At 65.9% G+C, this 16,394-nt stretch carries 14 protein-coding genes and 2 tRNA genes; 9 read left to right on the forward strand and 7 right to left on the reverse strand.

Annotated elements, in window-relative coordinates:
- Positions 1-2: 2 nt before the first annotated feature.
- Positions 3-1,247 (reverse strand): class I SAM-dependent RNA methyltransferase, encoded by a 1,245-nt coding sequence (locus BLR19_RS04710; protein ID WP_091747752.1) that lies wholly within the window; start codon positions 1,245-1,247, stop codon positions 3-5.
- A 195-nt stretch (positions 1,248-1,442) separates the two neighbouring features.
- On the opposite strand from BLR19_RS04710, the gene BLR19_RS04715 reads away from it, so the two are divergent.
- A complete protein-coding gene (locus BLR19_RS04715) occupies positions 1,443-2,087 on the forward strand; it encodes a glycine zipper 2TM domain-containing protein (protein ID WP_091747756.1) in 645 nt (214 codons plus the stop codon).
- 143 nt (positions 2,088-2,230) lie between these two features.
- Here the strand turns inward: BLR19_RS04715 and BLR19_RS04720 are convergent, their stop codons facing one another.
- The 5 genes from BLR19_RS04720 to BLR19_RS04740 all read right to left on the reverse strand — a co-directional run bounded on the left by BLR19_RS04720 (position 2,231) and on the right by BLR19_RS04740 (position 8,932).
- Positions 2,231-2,962 carry a TlyA family RNA methyltransferase gene (locus tag BLR19_RS04720; RefSeq protein WP_091747759.1) on the reverse strand — a complete coding sequence of 244 codons (732 nt, stop codon included), beginning with the start codon at positions 2,960-2,962 and terminating at the stop codon, positions 2,231-2,233.
- A 21-nt stretch (positions 2,963-2,983) separates the two neighbouring features.
- Positions 2,984-5,770 (reverse strand): valine--tRNA ligase, encoded by a 2,787-nt coding sequence (locus tag BLR19_RS04725; RefSeq protein WP_091749108.1) that lies wholly within the window; start codon positions 5,768-5,770, stop codon positions 2,984-2,986.
- A gap of 120 nt (positions 5,771-5,890) precedes the next feature.
- Positions 5,891-6,496, reverse strand: a complete 606-nt coding sequence (locus BLR19_RS04730; RefSeq protein ID WP_091747762.1) for a DUF2497 domain-containing protein — start codon at positions 6,494-6,496, stop codon at positions 5,891-5,893.
- 130 nt (positions 6,497-6,626) lie between these two features.
- The gene (locus tag BLR19_RS04735) at positions 6,627-8,162 is read right to left on the reverse strand and encodes a TolC family outer membrane protein (protein WP_066623053.1); all 1,536 of its coding nucleotides are present in this window, start codon (positions 8,160-8,162) and stop codon (positions 6,627-6,629) included.
- A 140-nt stretch (positions 8,163-8,302) separates the two neighbouring features.
- Complete coding sequence (locus BLR19_RS04740) at positions 8,303-8,932, reverse strand: protein-L-isoaspartate O-methyltransferase family protein (protein WP_091747764.1); 630 nt, start codon at positions 8,930-8,932, stop codon at positions 8,303-8,305.
- A 134-nt stretch (positions 8,933-9,066) separates the two neighbouring features.
- Between BLR19_RS04740 and BLR19_RS04745 the strand changes: the two genes are divergently transcribed.
- A tRNA-Cys gene (locus BLR19_RS04745) sits at positions 9,067-9,140 on the forward strand.
- Positions 9,141-9,188: 48 nt separating this feature from the next.
- Here the strand turns inward: BLR19_RS04745 and BLR19_RS04750 are convergent.
- Positions 9,189-10,022, reverse strand: a complete 834-nt coding sequence (locus BLR19_RS04750; protein WP_091747767.1) for a TrmH family RNA methyltransferase — start codon at positions 10,020-10,022, stop codon at positions 9,189-9,191.
- 44 nt (positions 10,023-10,066) lie between these two features.
- Here BLR19_RS04750 and BLR19_RS04755 point away from each other — a divergent pair.
- The 7 genes from BLR19_RS04755 (at position 10,067) to mnhG (ending at position 16,313) form a co-directional block, all read left to right on the forward strand.
- Positions 10,067-10,141 (forward strand) — tRNA-Asn (locus BLR19_RS04755).
- A gap of 219 nt (positions 10,142-10,360) precedes the next feature.
- Positions 10,361-13,279, forward strand: a complete 2,919-nt coding sequence (locus BLR19_RS04760; protein ID WP_091747770.1) for a monovalent cation/H+ antiporter subunit A — start codon at positions 10,361-10,363, stop codon at positions 13,277-13,279.
- The gene (locus BLR19_RS04765; RefSeq protein WP_055804418.1) at positions 13,279-13,620 is read left to right on the forward strand and encodes a Na+/H+ antiporter subunit C; all 342 of its coding nucleotides are present in this window, start codon (positions 13,279-13,281) and stop codon (positions 13,618-13,620) included. Before BLR19_RS04760 ends, BLR19_RS04765 begins: the two co-directional genes overlap by 1 nt.
- Positions 13,617-15,212 carry a monovalent cation/H+ antiporter subunit D gene (locus tag BLR19_RS04770; protein ID WP_091747773.1) on the forward strand — a complete coding sequence of 532 codons (1,596 nt, stop codon included), beginning with the start codon at positions 13,617-13,619 and terminating at the stop codon, positions 15,210-15,212. The genes BLR19_RS04765 and BLR19_RS04770 overlap by 4 nt, the downstream gene beginning before the upstream one ends.
- Complete coding sequence (locus BLR19_RS04775) at positions 15,209-15,697, forward strand: Na+/H+ antiporter subunit E (protein WP_091747777.1); 489 nt, start codon at positions 15,209-15,211, stop codon at positions 15,695-15,697. The genes BLR19_RS04770 and BLR19_RS04775 overlap by 4 nt, the downstream gene beginning before the upstream one ends.
- Positions 15,694-15,975 (forward strand): K+/H+ antiporter subunit F, encoded by a 282-nt coding sequence (locus BLR19_RS04780; RefSeq protein ID WP_091747780.1) that lies wholly within the window; start codon positions 15,694-15,696, stop codon positions 15,973-15,975. The genes BLR19_RS04775 and BLR19_RS04780 overlap by 4 nt, the downstream gene beginning before the upstream one ends.
- Positions 15,972-16,313 carry a monovalent cation/H(+) antiporter subunit G gene (gene mnhG / locus BLR19_RS04785; protein WP_091747783.1) on the forward strand — a complete coding sequence of 114 codons (342 nt, stop codon included), beginning with the start codon at positions 15,972-15,974 and terminating at the stop codon, positions 16,311-16,313. The genes BLR19_RS04780 and mnhG overlap by 4 nt, the downstream gene beginning before the upstream one ends.
- Positions 16,314-16,394 lie beyond the last annotated feature (81 nt).

Genomic DNA, 16,394 nt, shown 5'->3' on the forward strand with positions numbered 1-16,394 from the left:
GATCATCGTTTGAAAACCCCCACCAGTTCGACGTGCGAGGACCACAGGAACTGATCCACCGGCGTCACCGTCTCCAGCCGGAAACCGGCATCGATCAGCACCCGCGCATCACGTGCAAAGGTCTGAGGATTGCACGACACGCCCACGACGACGCCGGCCTTGGTGTCCGCGATCTGGGCCGTCTGGTCGATCGCGCCGGCACGCGGCGGGTCGAACACGATGGCGTCGCATCCCTTCAGGTCATAGGGATTCATCGGCCGACGAAACAGATCGCGGGCCTCGGCCGTGATGGCCTTCATCCCTTTGGCCGAACCGACGGCGGCCTTCAGCGCATCGATGCCCGGCTTGGATGCGTCTGCTGCGATCACCGGCGCGACCGTGGCCAACGGAAAGGTGAAGGTTCCCGCGCCGCAGAACAGATCGGCGATCTTCTTGGCGCCCTTCACCGCCGCCAGCGCGCGCGCAACCATCGCCGCCTCGGCCTGAGGGACCGCCTGCAGAAATCCACCCGCCGGCAGGGACACGGTCGCAGGACCGAACGCCACCTTCGGCTGGCGCGCCATCACCAGGGTGTCGCCTGCCAGACTGAGGCGCGCCAGATCGGCCCGATGCGCAGCCTGAATGGCCTGCATCTGGGCGTCAGCCGACAGGCCGCCGCCCGAGCGGCGTTCGACCCCGGTCACATCGACGTCCAGCCCCGACAGGGTCCAGGTGACGTGCAGGGTCGGCGCGGACTTCGGATGTTCGAAAAAGGCGGCCGCGACCTGGGTCAGCGCCGGAATGGCCGCCACGATCCGGGGATCGGCGACCGGACAGGCCTTCACCTCGACCAGCCGCCAGGAGCGGCGCGCCTTGAAACCCAGCACAACCCGTCCATCCTGGGTGCGACGGGCATGAAGGGCCAAGCGGCGACGACTGGCCGGCGGGGTCGCCACCGTCGCCTCGATCTCGGTCTCGATCCGCTCGCGCGCCAACGCCAGACGCACCTGTTCTCGTTTCCATTCCAGATACGGCCCCTCGGACCAATGCTGGAGCGAGCAGCCGCCACAGTCGCCATACTGGGGCGAGACCGGTGCGATCCGGTCGGGGCTGGGTTTGACGATCTCGACCTCTTCCAGCCGCCCGTCCACGACGACGCCGCGCACCGTTTCGCCGGGCAAAGTCAGGCCGGCGAACACCGGGCCGGACGGCGTCTGGGCGACGCCGTCGCCCTGGCCGCCGACGCGGTCGATGGTGAGGATATCCATCGGCGGGCTTCTAGCCGCAGGTCCCCCTTCGCTCAAGCCACAGGGCCATCGCGGCAGGTTCGCTGAACATGAACGAAGATGAACGAACCGATCAATTGCCGTTCAGCTTCGCCGTCGTAATCCTAGTGCAACGAGACACGAGGCTTTGCCGTTAACGTTTGACGGAAAACCGTTCGGTCCTCAGAGGGTTGGAAAATGCGTCTCACGAAAACATCGATCGCCGCCGTCGCCGCCCTGGCGTTCGGCGTCACGGCCGCCCCGCTCACGGCGTCGGCCCAGAACTACTACGGCAGCGGCTATAGCCAGAACTACGGCACCGGCGCCTACAGCCGCTCGTATGATTACAACAGCGGCCGCTACTACGATCCTTGCGCGCGTGAGCGCCAAGGCCGCACCGGCGCCGGCGCGGTGATCGGCGGCGGCGCGGGCGCCGTCATCGGCTCGCAACTGGCCGCACGCGGTCGACGCACGGAAGGCAGCATCCTGGGTGGCGTGCTCGGCGCTGTCGTCGGGTCGCAGGTCGGTCGGTCCAGCTCGGACGCCTGCCGCAGCTATCAGAGCGGCTATGGCTCGAACGGCTACTACGCCCAGGGCTACAGCCAACCGAGCTACGGCTATTACGACGATCGTTACACCGGCGACCAAGGCTATCGCTACGACGACTATGCCTACAGCCGTGGCGGCTACTACGACGACCGCTCGCGCCCGGTCGACTCCTATCAGAATTCGGACGGATGCCGTCTGGCCGAAAGCCAGATCCGTCTGCCGGATGGTCGCACGGACACCCGCTACGTCCGCACCTGCCCCGACCAGTATGGCCGCTATCGCGTCGTCGATTAATTTTCAGCCCCCCTGTCGATCGGCGACGTGACGGAGCCGCCGGAGGAGCAATCCTCCGGCGGTTTCTCTTTGTTTTGGGGCTACCGGCCTTTGGCCTAGTTGAGCCCGGTCTTGGAGCTATCGGTCTTGAGTTTTGGGCTTGGTCAGCCCGGCTTCTTCGCCCAGAGCAGGAACTCGACATTGCCGTCGCCGCCGGTGATCGGGCTTTCGGTTGTCGCCTGAACCGTCCAACCCAGCGCTTCCAGCCAGTCGCGCACGCGCTCTACAGCGGCCGCATGCGCCGCCGCATCCTTGATCACGCCCTTCTTGCCGCCGCCCGGGCCATCGGCCTCGAACTGCGGCTTGACCAGGGTGACCAGATCCGCGCCGGGCGTCGCCAGATCCAGCGCGACCGGAAGCACTTTGATCAGGCTGATGAAACTGGCGTCGCAGACGACCAACGATGGCGGCTGCGGGATCAGATCGGGCGTCAGGTCGCGCGCATCGATGCGCTCCAGATTGACGACGCGGGGATCGGACGACACCCGTGCGTGCATCTGGCCGAAGCCGACGTCCACGGCGAACACCCCGGCCGCGCCGCGGGTTAGCAAAACCTCGGTAAAGCCGCCGGTCGATGCCCCGACATCCAGCGCCACCCTGCCCTCGACGATGACGGGCCACAGGGTCAGGGCGTGGTCCAGCTTGAGCGCGCCACGCCCGACCCAAGGGTGGGCGGGTTGCGCCTCCAGCGCGATGTCGTCCGCGAACTGTTCGGACGCCTTCCGCACGATCACGCCGTCGGCCAAAACCAGCCCCACCTCGATCGCGGCGCGGGCTTGCGAGCGGCTGTCGAACAGGCCGCGCGCAACCAGAAGCTGATCAACCCGCGTCTTCACGGCCGTGCTTTCATCGGGGCGTCAAAGCGACGCCAGACGCGCCAGCGCCGCCTGTAGCTTGATCTTGCCCGCCTCGGCCTCGGCCAACTTGGCGCGCTGTTCGTCGACGACTTCCGGCGCGGCGCGAGACACGAAGTTAGGATTGCCCAGCTTTTTGTTCACATGGCCGATGTCGCTGTCTAAGGCGGCGATTTCCTTCTCCAGACGGGCCCGTTCGGCGGTCAGATCGATGATGCCCGTCAAGGACAAGGCGATCGTCGAGCCACCGGACACGAAGGTCACGGCCCCCGTCGGCGCCGCGTCAGCCGAACCGACCTCGGACACCCGGCCCAGGGTCAGAATCAGATCGCGATGGCGGGCGATCAGCTCAGCCGTCACGGCGTCGGGCGCGACAAAGGCCAGCGGCGGCTTGGCCGACGGCGGCACGTTCATTTCGGCGCGCAGACCGCGAATCTCACCGACCAGATCGACCAGCCAGCCGATCTCGGCCTCGGCCGAGGCGTCGATGAAGGCGTCCGGCAGAACCGGCCACTCGGCGCCGATCAACAAGCCGTCGCGCGCCGGGCCCTCCTTGCCCAGTTCGGCCCACAGTTCCTCGGTGATGAAGGGCATGACCGGATGCAGCAGCTTGAGCGTCTGATCCAGCGTCCAGGCGGTCATCGCCCGCGTCTCGGTCTTTGCGGCCTCGTCCGATCCTTGGAAGACAGGCTTGGCCAGTTCCAGATACCAGTCGCAGAACACATTCCAGACGAAGCGATAAAGGCCGCCCGCCGCATCGTCGAACCGCCCGCCCTCGATGGCCTCGGACACGGCGCGCTCGGCCTTGGTCAGTTCGCCGCGGATCCAGCGGTTGATCGTCTGCTCGACGGTCGCTGGGTCGAAGCCCTCGACGCGGCGCGCCTCGTTCATCTGGCTGAAGCGCGCGGCGTTCCACAGCTTGGTGCCGAAGTTGCGGTATCCCTCGATCCGCTGTTTCGACAGTTTGATGTCCCGCGTGCCGGACAGGATGGCCATGGTGAAGCGCAAGGGATCGGCGCCCAGCTCGTCGATGATGCCCAGGGGATCGATGACGTTCCCCTTGGACTTGCTCATCTTTTGGCCCTTTTCGTCGCGGACGAGGCCATTGATGATGACGCGCTTGAACGGGACCTCGCCCATGAAGTGCTGACCCATCATCATCATCCGGGCGACCCAGAAGAAGATGATGTCCGCCGCCGTGACGAGGTCGCTGGTCGGATAGAACCGCTCCAGATCCTGGGTCTTCTCGGGCCAACCCATGGTCGAGAAGGGCCACAGGGCCGAGGAGAACCAGGTATCCAGAACGTCCTCGTCCTGGGTCAGGGCGACCTCGGAATCATAGTCCGCCATCGCCTGCTCGCGGGCGTCCTCTTCCGTTTCGGCGACATAGATTTCGCCGTTCGGGCCATACCAGGCCGGAATGCGGTGCCCCCACCACAGCTGGCGCGAGATGCACCAAGGCTCGATGTTGCGCAGCCATTCGAAATAGATCTTCTCGTAGGACTTGGGCTCGAACACAGTATCGCCCTGCTCCACCGCCTTCAGCGCGGGCTGGGCCAGGACCTTGGCGTCGACGTACCACTGGTCCGTCAGCCACGGCTCGATCACCACGCCAGAGCGGTCGCCGTGCGGCACGACGTGTTTGGTCTTCTCGATCTCGCGCAGCCAGCCCTCTTCCTCGGCGCGGGCGACGATGGCCTTGCGCGCGGCGAAGCGGTCGAGGCCCGCGAAATCCGGGAAGCTCTCGACCAAACGCAAAATCTCGAAGTCTTCTGTTGTCCGCCCCTCGGCGTCGACGCCCTTGTAGGCTGCGTCAAAGTTCAGGATCCGACCGAATGCGTCCATTACGTTAATGGCCGGCAGGCCCGCCCGCTTTCCGACTTGGAAGTCGTTGAAGTCGTGCGCCGGCGTGATCTTCACCGCGCCCGAGCCCTTGGTCGGGTCGGCGTATTCGTCGGCGACAATCGGGATACGGCGCCCGGTGATCGGGAGGATAACCGATTTGCCGACGATGGCTGCGTAACGCTCGTCATTCGGATGCACGGCCACGCCGGTATCGCCCAGCATCGTCTCAGGCCGCGTCGTGGCGACGACGATGAAGTTTCGCGTCTCCCACTCCGTCGCATTGCCTTCGTCGTCGAAGGTCACCGGGTGTTCGTATGTTTCCTCGTCCGCCAGCGGATAAGCGAAATGCCAGTAGGCGCCGTCCACCTCGCGCTGCTCGACCTCCAGGTCCGAGATGGCGGTCTGGAAATGCGGGTCCCAGTTCACCAGCCGCTTGTCGCGATAGATCAGGCCTTCCTTATGCAGTTGCACGAAGACCTTGCGGACGGCGGCGTTTAGCCCCTCGTCCAGGGTGAACCGCTCGCGCGACCAGTCGCACGATGCGCCAAGGCGACGCAGTTGACGCACGATGGTCCCGCCGCTTTCGGCCTTCCATTCCCAGATTTTCTCGATGAAGGCGTCGCGGCCCATGTCGCGACGCCCCACATTGCCGGCGGCGGCCAGCTGGCGCTCCACCACCATCTGGGTGGCGATGCCGGCGTGGTCCGTGCCCGGCAGCCACAGCACCGCCTTGCCCTTCATCCGGTGATAGCGGGCTAGGATGTCCTGCAGCGTATTGTTCAGCGCATGGCCGATATGCAGGCTGCCCGTCACGTTCGGCGGCGGAATGACGATCGAATAGGCCTCTGCGGCGCCGTCGGTGCGGGGCGCGAACAGGCCGCTCTCTTCCCACTGGGCGTAAATGCGGGGCTCGGCGGCCTGGGGTTCGAAAGTCTTCTCAAGCATCGTCATTCTTTTTTGCTAACGCTCCGCGCGCGGCGCGTCGCTACATGAGCATATCGAAATGCGAAAGGGCGGCCCCCTTCAGGAGCCGCCCCTCGGATTAGTCTGGGCTGAAGCGAAGGGCTAGGCGCTGCGCGCGATGCGTTCGACTTCCTTTTGTACCGCCGCCTGGACAATGCCGGGCAGGTTGTTGTCCAGCCAGTCCTTCAAAAGCGGGCGCAGCATCTCGGCGACCATGGCCTCGACCGTGTTGCCGCTGACGAAGGGCAGGTCGCCCGAGGCCGACGGAGCCGGCTCAGGCTTCTTGAAGCTGGCGGCCAGGCCCGCAAAGGCCGAGGCCGCGCTGGCGGCGGCGCTGTCGCCGACCAGGGTGTCATAGGCCGGGGCCGGCTCGGGAGCCGATTCGTAAGCCGACGCGGGTTCAGGCTCGGGCTGATAGGGCGCGGGCGAATGCTCGACCACGTCCAGATCGCCGATAGTCTCGGCCGGCGCCTCATAGCGGTCGGTCAGTTCCAGCACGTCGTCTTCGACGGCGGCGGGCTCCGACGCAGGCTCCACCGGAGCGGCGAAGACGGTTTCGGCCGCGATCGGCTCGGGAACCGGCTCAGGCGTGGCTTCCGGCATCGCGGCCGCTGGCGTCTCGGCCGGGGCCTCGTCTTCAGAGATGATCCGGCGAATCGACGCCAGAATCTCTTCCATGGTCGGTTCCTGGGCGGACTGATCGGTCATGGCGCAACCTTGGGCGAGGCCTGGGTAGAAGGGGTGGGCGCCGAACGATGGATCGCTCGAAACCTGTGCCTTGTCGTCGCATCTTCGCCCGTCGGAATCAACGGGCGGTTTCCGTCCGTATTCGACGCGGTCAGTTCTGCGGCGCCGTGCGCACGACCTCGCCCTTGAGCTGAGCGTCGATCGGCGCGTCGGCGGTGTCCGGCGTGGTCACGATCGGCGGCGAGGCCACGCGGTCCAGCGTCTCGATCACGCCGTCCCACGGCAGGCCGCCGCGTCCCTTGACCTGGTCGTAGTTCGCAGCTGGATCATAGGCCTCGATCGTCGGGTTCAGCGCCGGGCCTTCCAGCTGGCCCATGGCGGCCAGCAGCGAGGCGCGGGCGACGTATTCGGCGGCGCGGGCGCTGGCGACGGAAGTCTGGGCGTTGCGCAGCGCCAGTTCCTGATTCAGCACGTCCAGCGTGGTGCGCAGACCGACCTGGGCTTCCTGGCGCACGCCTTCGGCCGCGACCGATGCGGCGCGAACGGCTTCCGTGCCGGCCGCGACCGTGGCGCGGGTCGACAGCACCTGGGCGTAGGCCGAGCTGACGTTCTGAAGCACCGTGCGGCGCTCGCCCTCAATGCCGATCTGAGCCGCGTTGGCGCGCTCCAGAGCCTGGGCGACGCGCGAGCGGTTCAGACCGCCGGTGAAGAGCGGCACGGACAGGGTGGCGCCGGCCGTGAAGCTGCGGCGATCGGCCAGTTCGCCCAGATCGCCGAGATCGTTGGTCGATCCGCCATAGGAGGCGGTGGCGCGCACCGACGGCAGATATTCCGAACGGGCGGCCGCGACGGCGGCCTCGGCGCTTTGCAGTTGATAGGTCGCGGCAAGCACAGCGGGATTGCGTTGCAGCGCCGTCTCGATGGCGACGTCGAAGTCGCTGGGCACTTCCGGCAGGACCGGCGCGGCTTCCAGATCGGCCGGCGACTGGCCGACGACGGCGGCATAGGCGGCGCGCGACGTGGAAAGCTGGGCCTGGGCGTTCGCCAGGTCGGCTTCAGACTGCGCCTGCGAAGCTTCGGCCTGGGCCACGTCGGTGCGGGTGATCTCACCGACCTCGAAACGGGCGCTGGTTTCTTCCAGCTGGCGTTGCAGCACCGTCAGGTTCTCCTGGCGGATACGCAGGATTTCCATGTCGCGGGTGACGTTCACATAGGCCTGGATCACCGACAGCATGACCGACTGCTCGATCTCACGCAGATTCTCACGGCCGGCCAGGACGCTGGCGCGGGCCTGATCGATGGCGCGCGAGGTGCGACCGGCGGTCCAGACATTCTGGCTGACGCTGACGCCGACATTGGCGCCTTCGGTTTCGGACGACGAGGTCGTGACCTGGGTATCGGGTATGCCGTCGCCGTTCGTATCGACGAACTGGGTCACGGCGGGGAAGTCGCTGCGGGTGTAGTCCACGCCGGCCGAGGCGCCGATGGTCGGACGCAGGCCCGACCGCGCCTGGACCACCGTCTCGTCCAGCGCACGCTGGTTGGCGCGCTGGGCCAGCAGGTTGGGGTTGGTCCGATAGGCCAGGGCGATGGCGTCCTGCAGCGTCTCGGCCCAGGCCGGCGCGCCCAGACCGGTCATCACGGCGACCACAGCGGCCGAAGCCAGCACACGCGAGCGTTTCAACATTGTCCGTCCTTGCGTGACGCTCCGAAGAACGCCCGAATGTTTTCTCAAGCGTAACTGCGGCCTGACCGAACCACACGCCAGTTAAGTTTTCTTCACGGTTGCGAACGGGATTTCCGTCGCAACCGCGCGTCTCTTTGATCTTACAGCGCGAAAGTGGGGGCCGGCTTCAGCTCGGCAAGGACCGCAGGCGACGAATCGAACAGTTCGCGGCGCGACAGGCCTTCGCGCGTCTGAACATACAGGGCCGCCTTGCCGATGGCGCCGCGACGTTCGACCACGACGATCCGGCCGCCGGGACGCAGGGCCGCGCCCCACGATTCGGGCAGGCTCTCGACGCCGCCTTCGGAAATGATCAGATCCCATCCTTCGCCGGTCGGCTGAGCCAAGGGCGCGACGACCGTGGTCACGCCTTCGTCCGCCAGAGCCGCGCCGACCACGGCGAACACAGCGTCGTCCGATTCTTGAGCCGTGACGCTCACGCCCATACGGGCCAGCAGGGCGGCGGCGTAAGGCGCGGCGATGGCCAGGGCCTTCTCGCCTTCGCGTGCATCGGCCGCTTGCAGCAGCTTGGCGACGTCGCGCGCCGGCATCAGCCGGCGCTCGCCCGCGATCAATGCTGGTTCTTCGGAATAGGCGGCGAAAGCGCGGTCAGGCGCGCAGAACCTTTCACGCGGCACGGCCATCATGGCCAGGTGAATCGCGCGATCCGTCACGTCGTTCACCCGCACCTGCGAGTCGACCATGGCCTTGCGCTCTGCGGTGAAATCCATCTGTAGGCAGCCTTCAACGATAATCCGGGAGGAAATCTCGCGCGCTTATAGGTCCGTGCGTTGCAGCGGACAATCCGATCTGATAGCGAACGCCCCTCGCGATGATCGCCCCCGAGAAATCGGGGACAAAAAGCGGCCTGATGGCGGAGTGGTGACGCAGAGGACTGCAAATCCTTGCACCCGGGTTCGATTCCCGGTCAGGCCTCCATCGCGACGATACGGACGAAGGCCGCCCCTCGGGGCGGCCTTCGCGTTTTCAGCTTCCAGCAAGCGCTGTCGTCGTCAGATGATGTAGCGCAACAGCACTCGTCGCCGCGACATTCAGCGAATCGAACCCGCCCGCCATAGCGATGCCGATCGGCCGGCAACAGTCGATCAAATCCCTGGGCAGCCCCGGCCCTTCCGACCCCAGCATCAGAGCGACCGGTCCGACGCGCCTGTAGTCCGAAAGCCGCTCGGCCGCCGAAGGCGTCAGCGCCAAGACTTCGACGCCGGCCTGCTGCAGGGCTTCGATAATGTCCGTCGCGCCGGCGACGACGAACGGCGTACGCAGCACCGCCCCGACCGAAACGCGAATCGCCTTGCGGTAAAAGGGGTCGCAGCAGGTCGGATCAAGCAGCACCGCCTTCGCGCCAAACGCGGCGGCGTTCCTGAACAGGCCGCCGACATTGTCATGGTTGCTGATGCCGCTGGCCACGACGAAAACGTCCTGCGGAGAGATATCCGCCAGCACATCGTCCAGCGACAGAGGCTCGGGCTTTCGGCCCAAGGCCAGAATGCCCCGGTGCAGTTCGAAACCCGCGACCCGGTCCAGCACGGTCTGGCCTGCGACATAGACGGGCGTCGCGGGCGGCAGAGACGTAATGACATCGCCCAAGGCCGTAACACGTTTTTCCGCCAGCAGCAGCGACAGGGGCCGACAGCGCGAAGCCGTCGACGCCAGTCCACGCACCACCACCTCCCCTTCCGCGATGAACAGTCCTTGACGACCCGTCAGATCGCGCTCGCGGATATCGCGGTAGGCCGCAACACGCGGGTCTGCGGGATCGTCGATAAATATCGTTTCGATTGGCTCGTTTTCCCATTGCAAGATCGGAACAGCCGCTGCTATACGCCCGCCTCCCGAGCAGATGTTCCGCAGTAGCTCAGTGGTAGAGCAGCCGACTGTTAATCGGCTGGTCGTAGGTTCGAATCCTACCTGCGGAGCCACTCGGGGTAAAGACTGAGGCCAGACAAGGCGTTAGGTCAAAAACTTTCCATAATACCTGATCCTTCTCGCACGACGACCGAGCTGCTGGGCGCGGACGTGCCGCGATCTGGTGTCGCTTTGACGCACACCGCCCCTGTCCGTAGATCAAAGCGAACCTTGGCCAACCTTGAGCGTTGGCAAAGCTATCCCTCACGATCCAGGAGAGACGCCCCGCCTCGATGTCCATCAGCTTCCTTCTCGTCGTCATCCTGGTCCTGCCGTTCCTTGGCGCCATCGTCGCGTCCGGCTTGCCGCGTCACGCACGCACCTCCGCCGCCATCCTGTCGTGGGTCGTGGCCTTGGTCAGCCTGGGGTGTCTGGCCGCGCTATGGCCAATGTTCCAGGACGGGGAGACGCTGCGCTACGAGATCCCGTGGCTGCCGTCGCTGGGCGTCAATCTGGTGCTGCGACTGGATGGACTGTCGTGGCTGTTCAGCGCCCTGATCCTGGGGATCGGGGCCTTGGTGGTGCTGTATGCCCGCTACTACATGTCGCCGAAGGATCCGGTGCCGCGGTTCTTCTCCTTCCTGCTGGCCTTCATGGGCGCGATGCAAGGCGTGGTGCTGTCGGGCAATCTGATTCAGCTGGTCGTATTCTGGGAGCTGACCAGCCTCTTTTCCTTCCTTCTAATCGGCTATTGGCACCAGAACCCCGCCGCGCGCGAAGGGTCGCGAATGGCGCTGACGGTGACGGCCATGGGCGGCATCGCCCTGCTGGTCGGGATGATCCTGATCGGGCGGATCGTCGGCAGCTACGACCTCGATGTCGTCTTGGCGTCGCGCGAGGCGATCCAGACCAGCCCGCTGTACCTGCCCGCGCTGATTCTGCTGCTGCTCGGCGCGATGACCAAGAGCGCGCAGTTTCCGTTCCACTTCTGGCTGCCCCGCGCCATGGCCGCGCCGACGCCGGTCAGCGCCTATCTGCACTCCGCGACCATGGTGAAGGCGGGGATCTTCCTGCTGATCCGCTTCTGGCCCGTCCTGGCGGGGTCTGAGAGCTGGTATCTGATCGTCGGCGGCATGGGCCTGGCGACGCTGCTGCTCGGCGCTTGGTGCGCCATCTTCCAGCATGATCTCAAAGGCCTGCTGGCCTATTCGACGATCAGCCATCTGGGCCTGATCGTGCTGCTGCTGGGATTGGGCAGTCCGCTGGCCTGTATCGCGGCCATCTTCCACACGGTGAACCACGCCACCTTCAAGGCGTCGCTCTTCATGGCCGCCGGCATCATCGACCACGAGGCCGGCACGCGGGATATGCGCAAGCTCAGCGGTCTTTTCCGCTTCATGCCCTTCACGGCGACCCTGGCTATGGTGGCCGCAGCCGCGATGGCGGGCGTGCCCCTGTTGAACGGCTTCCTGTCCAAGGAAATGTTCCTGGCCGAGGCGGTGGCCAGCGCCCATACGCACGGCCTGAACATGCTGCTGCCCGCCCTGGCCACCTTGGCCAGCGCCTTCAGCGTTCTGTATTCACTGCGGTTTATCCATGCGACCTTCTTCGGCCCGCCTCCAACAGAGTTGGATCGCATCCCGCACGAGCCGCCCGCCTGGATGCGTCGCCCCGTCGAGGTGCTTGTCGCGCTGTGTCTGGTCGTCGGCATCTTCCCGGCTGTGACGGTGGGACCGTTCCTGAAGAGCGCCGCCGTTTCGGTGCTGGGCTTTGACCTGCCCTATTACAGCCTGGCCCTGTGGCACGGATTCAACCTGCCGCTGGTGCTGAGCCTTATCGCGCTCGCCGGCGGCGTGGGTCTCTATGTCGTCTTCGGCAAACGCATCAACGCCAACCCGCGCGGCGGACCGTGGGGCTGGAAGCGTCTGAACGGCGGCTGGTTGTTCGAGCGAACTATGACCGGCCTGTTCAAGGGGTCGGAGGCGATGGTTCGCCTGTTGGGGGCGACACGACAACAGGCACAGCTGAGGGCCATCGTCTTGGTCGCCCTGCTGGCTGGCGGGCTGGCGGCGATCGGCGCCGGATTGGTGATCCGCCCGATCATGCCGACATTGACCTTGTCCAACTGGGCCTTCGCCGGTCTTTGGCTGGTCGGCGCCAGCTGTGCAGTCGCGGCGGCATGGCAGGCGAAGTATCACCGACTGGCCGCCGTGGTTCTGATGGGCGGCGCAGGTCTGGCCAGCTGCCTGTCCTTCGTCTGGCTGTCGGCGCCGGATCTGGCGGTGACCCAGTTGCTGGTCGAGGTCGTGACCACCGTCCTGCTGCTGCTGGGTCTGCGCTGGCTGCCGAAGCGGCTCGAGACCATTCGCCTGCCACAGGCCATGGATAAGCGGTCTCGCCGCCGGCGCCGTATCGATCTGATCATCGCCGCCGCCGTTGGCGCGTCCTTGGCGGCCATTTCCTACGCCGTCATGACGCGTCCATCGATCGAGGGGATTTCGCGCTTCTTCGTCGAGCACGCCTACAAGGACGCGGGCGGGCGCAACATCGTCAACGTCATCCTGGTTGACTTCCGCGCCTTCGACACCTTCGGCGAGATCACGGTTCTGGGCATTGTCGGCCTGACGATCTTCGCCCTGCTGCGCCGCTTCCGTCCCGCCGACGACACCCTGTCCAATCCCAGCCAGCAGAGCGTGCAGGATGCCTCAGACCGCGATCATGAGACGCGATCGGAGGGCGACACGCTGAAGGAGACCATGCTGATCCCCCGCGTGGTGATGCGCTGGATCTTCCCCTTCATCATTCTGCTCGCCGTTCACCTGTTCCTGCGCGGGCATGACCTGCCGGGCGGGGGTTTCGCGGCGGGCGTCGCCCTGTCGATCGCCTTCATCCTGCAATATATGGCCTCGGGCGCCCGCTGGGTCGAAGAGCGGCTGGCGATCCGGCCCATCTTCTGGATCGGCGCCGGCCTGGTGATCGCCGCCCTCAGCGGGATTGGATCGTGGCTGTTCGGCTATCCCTTCCTGACCTCTTGGTTCCAGTATGCCGACCTGCCGATCCTGGGCCGCGTGCCCTTGGCCAGCGCCGTGCTGTTCGACTTGGGCGTGGTCGTTCTCGTCGTGGGCGCCACGGTCCTGACCCTCGTCGCCCTGGCGCACCAGTCGCTGCGCAAGCCCAAACAGAGAGACAACGAGGAGGGAGAGCCCTCATGATGGAGCTGGTTCTCGCCCTCGCCATCGGCGTGCTGTCGGCCTCCGGTGTCTGGCTGCTGCTGCGCCCGCGCACCTTCCAGGTGATCATGGGGCTATCGCTGCTGTCCTATGCGGTCAATATCTTCATCTTCGCCATGGGACGGCTGAGGTCGGGCGCGCCGCCGGTGCTGGCGGGCGAGGTCTCCGACCCCGCGCGCTACACCGACCCGACGCCGCAGGCGCTGGTCCTGACCGCGATCGTCATCAGCTTCGCCCTGACCGCGCTGTTCCTGGTTGTCATTCTGGCCGCACGCGGCATCACCGGCAGCGACCATGTCGATGGCAAGGAGCCGGACGCATGATCGACTGGAACGCCCATCTGATCATCGGCCCCATCGTCCTGCCGATGATCATCGCCTCGGCCATGCTGCTGCTGGACGAGCGTCGCCGAACACTGAAGGCGGCGCTCAGCTTGAGCGCTATGGCCGCCATTCTGGTCATGGCCCTGGTTCTGCTGCACGAGAGCGCAAACGGCGCCGTGGGCGGCGGCGATACTGCGCGCGTCTATCGCCTGGGATCGTGGGCTGCGCCCTACGGCATCGTCCTGGTGGCCGACCGGCTGTCGACGATGATGGTCGCGCTGACCAGCGTTTTGGGCGGATGCGCCCTGATCTTCGCCTTGGCGCGATGGGACCGGGCGGGGCCGCGCTTCCACGCCCTGTTCCTGCTTCTCATCATGGGGGTGAACGGCGCCCTGCTGACCGGCGACCTGTTCAACCTGTTCGTCTTTTTTGAGATCATGCTGGCCGCCTCGTACGGACTGGCCCTGCATGGGTCGGGCGAGGCGCGTGTGCGGGCGGGCGTGATCTATATCGCCGTCAATCTGACCGCGTCCTTGCTGTTCCTGATCGGCGTCAGCCTAATCTACGGGGTGACCGGCACGCTGAACATGGCGGATGTTGCGACGCGGGTTGCGACCATCTCAGCGGATGACCTGGGACTGTTTCATATCGGAGCGGCGGTGCTGGGCACGGCCTTTCTGATCAAGTGCGCCATGTGGCCCTTGGGCTTCTGGCTCACCCCGACCTATTCAGCGGCCAGCGCGCCGGCGGCGGCGGTCTTCGCCATCCTCTCCAAGGTCGGGGTCTATGTGGTTATCCGCCTAAGCCTGCTGCTGTTCGGCGCAGATGCGGGCGCCTCCGCCGGATTTGGCTTGACCTGGCTGTTCGTCGGCGGACTGGCGACCATAGCTTTCGGCACATTCGGCCTGATCGCCTCTCGCGATCTATCGCGTGCCGCCGGGTTCGGCGTGATGATTTCTTCCGGCACCGTTCTGGCGAGCCTGGGCGTCGGCGATGCGGCGACTCTTAGCGGCGCGCTCTTTTACCTGATTGGTTCCACCCTGGCCTGCGCCGCCCTGTTTCTGCTGGCCGAGATTCTCCAGCGCGGACGTGAGGCCGATGTCGGCGAGGCGCGCGCTGTTTTCGATGACGAGTATCGTGATCCGTTCGACGACGAAGAACGCAACGAACCGGGCCTGGTCATCCCGGCGGCCGTCGCGGCCCTGGGCGGCGCCTTTCTGATCTGCACCTTGATGGTCGCCGGCCTGCCGCCTTTGGCCGGCTTCGTCGGGAAACTGTCTATGATCAGCGCCTTGGTCGGCGTTGGCGATGCGGCGGCCTGGACGCTGGTCGCCGTACTTTCCGTGTCCAGCCTCGGCGCCTTGATCGGCCTGACGCGCCTGGGCGTCGGCGCTATCTGGACACGCGACGAAGATGCGCCGGCTTTCGTGGTGGGTGCGGCCGAGCTGACGGCGGTCGCAGCCCTGCTTGGCGCGTGCGTGTTTTTGGCCATCTTCGCTGGCTCCGCCCTGATCTACACCGACCACACGGCGGCCTGGCTGGCTGACCCGCAAGGCTACATTCACGCGGTGCTGGGCGGGGGCGGTCGATGAGACGCATCCTCCCCTACCCCATCCTTTCACTCGGCCTGTTCGTCGCCTCGATCCTGCTCAGCGCCTCGGTCGCGCCGCCGTCTCTGGCGCTCGCGGTGCTGCTGGCCCTTCTGGCGCCGATCATCATGCTGGCGCTGGGCGTTGATCGCGTGCGGGTGAAGTCGCCGATGGCCATAGTGCGCCTCGCCATCGACGTCGTCGGCGACATTGTGCGCTCCAACTGGGCGGTGTCGCACATCATTCTGGGGCGGCGACGGCATGAGCGCACATCCGGCTTCATCCACATCCCGTTGGACCTGCGCGACCGATATGGCCTGGCGGTCCTGGCCATCATTATCACCTCGACGCCTGGCACCTTGTGGGTCGAGTATGAGTCCGCCACCGGCCGTCTGCTGCTGCACGTGCTGGATCTCGTGGATGAAGAGACCTGGGTGCGGCTGATCAAGGATCGCTACGAGCGCCGGCTGATGGAGATTTTCGAATGACGGCGACGGTGCTGACCTGGGGTCTGGGTCTGGCCCAGCTGATGCTGACCTGCGCCATGGGCCTAGCGGCATGGCGGATCATTCACGGTCCGCGCGCCCAGGATCGCGTCTTGGGCATGGACACGCTTTATCTAAACGGCATGCTGCTGGTGGTGGTGTTCGGCATCCGCACCAACAGCCAGCTTTATTTCGAGGCCGCGCTGGTGATCGGCATGTTGGGCTTCGCCGCCACCGTGGCCCTGGCCAAGTTCCTGATGCGCGGCGAGGTGATTGAATGACCCAAGCTGACGTTCCCGCATGGGCCGCCATCATCGTCGTCGCCCTGGCCGTCATCGGCTCGGGCCTTTCGCTACTGGGCGCGGTTGGGCTGGTTCGGCTGAAGACCTTCTATGAGCGCGTCCACGCTCCGACGCTCGGGGCCACGCTAGGCATGGCGCTGATCCTGCTGGCGTCGATCGTCTGGTTCACGACCGTCGAGCGGCGTTTCATGCCCCGCGAAATCCTGATCGGCCTTTTCCTGACGGTCACGACGCCGGTCACCCTGATCCTGCTCGCCCGCGCCGCCCTGTTCCGCGATCGCACCGAGGGCGCCGAAGACACGCCGAGAAAGGGCTGATCGGCCGGCAAAAAAGAAGCCCGGCGGGGGCGCCGGGCTGCAAGCAGGTTCGGTGATGGTGCCCTGAGGACGGCCCCATTC

The organism is Brevundimonas sp. 374 (assembly GCF_900102995.1).
GTDB classification, from domain to species: domain Bacteria; phylum Pseudomonadota; class Alphaproteobacteria; order Caulobacterales; family Caulobacteraceae; genus Brevundimonas; species Brevundimonas vesicularis_C.

What these genes read in the sequence shown, in the direction of transcription:
- BLR19_RS04765 (WP_055804418.1), top strand. Translation starts at nt 13,279, where the DNA reads ATGGAGCTGGTTCTCGCCCTCGCCATCGGCGTGCTGTCGGCCTCCGGT.
- BLR19_RS04740 (WP_091747764.1), bottom strand. Translation starts at nt 8,932, where the DNA reads ATGGATTTCACCGCAGAGCGCAAGGCCATGGTCGACTCGCAGGTGCGG.
- BLR19_RS04760 (WP_091747770.1), top strand. Translation starts at nt 10,361, where the DNA reads ATGTCCATCAGCTTCCTTCTCGTCGTCATCCTGGTCCTGCCGTTCCTT.
- BLR19_RS04775 (WP_091747777.1), top strand. Translation starts at nt 15,209, where the DNA reads ATGAGACGCATCCTCCCCTACCCCATCCTTTCACTCGGCCTGTTCGTC.
- BLR19_RS04730 (WP_091747762.1), bottom strand. Translation starts at nt 6,496, where the DNA reads ATGACCGATCAGTCCGCCCAGGAACCGACCATGGAAGAGATTCTGGCG.
- BLR19_RS04710 (WP_091747752.1), bottom strand. Translation starts at nt 1,247, where the DNA reads ATGGATATCCTCACCATCGACCGCGTCGGCGGCCAGGGCGACGGCGTC.
- mnhG (WP_091747783.1), top strand. Translation starts at nt 15,972, where the DNA reads ATGACCCAAGCTGACGTTCCCGCATGGGCCGCCATCATCGTCGTCGCC.
- BLR19_RS04715 (WP_091747756.1), top strand. Translation starts at nt 1,443, where the DNA reads ATGCGTCTCACGAAAACATCGATCGCCGCCGTCGCCGCCCTGGCGTTC.
- BLR19_RS04780 (WP_091747780.1), top strand. Translation starts at nt 15,694, where the DNA reads ATGACGGCGACGGTGCTGACCTGGGGTCTGGGTCTGGCCCAGCTGATG.
- BLR19_RS04735 (WP_066623053.1), bottom strand. Translation starts at nt 8,162, where the DNA reads ATGTTGAAACGCTCGCGTGTGCTGGCTTCGGCCGCTGTGGTCGCCGTG.
- BLR19_RS04725 (WP_091749108.1), bottom strand. Translation starts at nt 5,770, where the DNA reads ATGCTTGAGAAGACTTTCGAACCCCAGGCCGCCGAGCCCCGCATTTAC.
- BLR19_RS04770 (WP_091747773.1), top strand. Translation starts at nt 13,617, where the DNA reads ATGATCGACTGGAACGCCCATCTGATCATCGGCCCCATCGTCCTGCCG.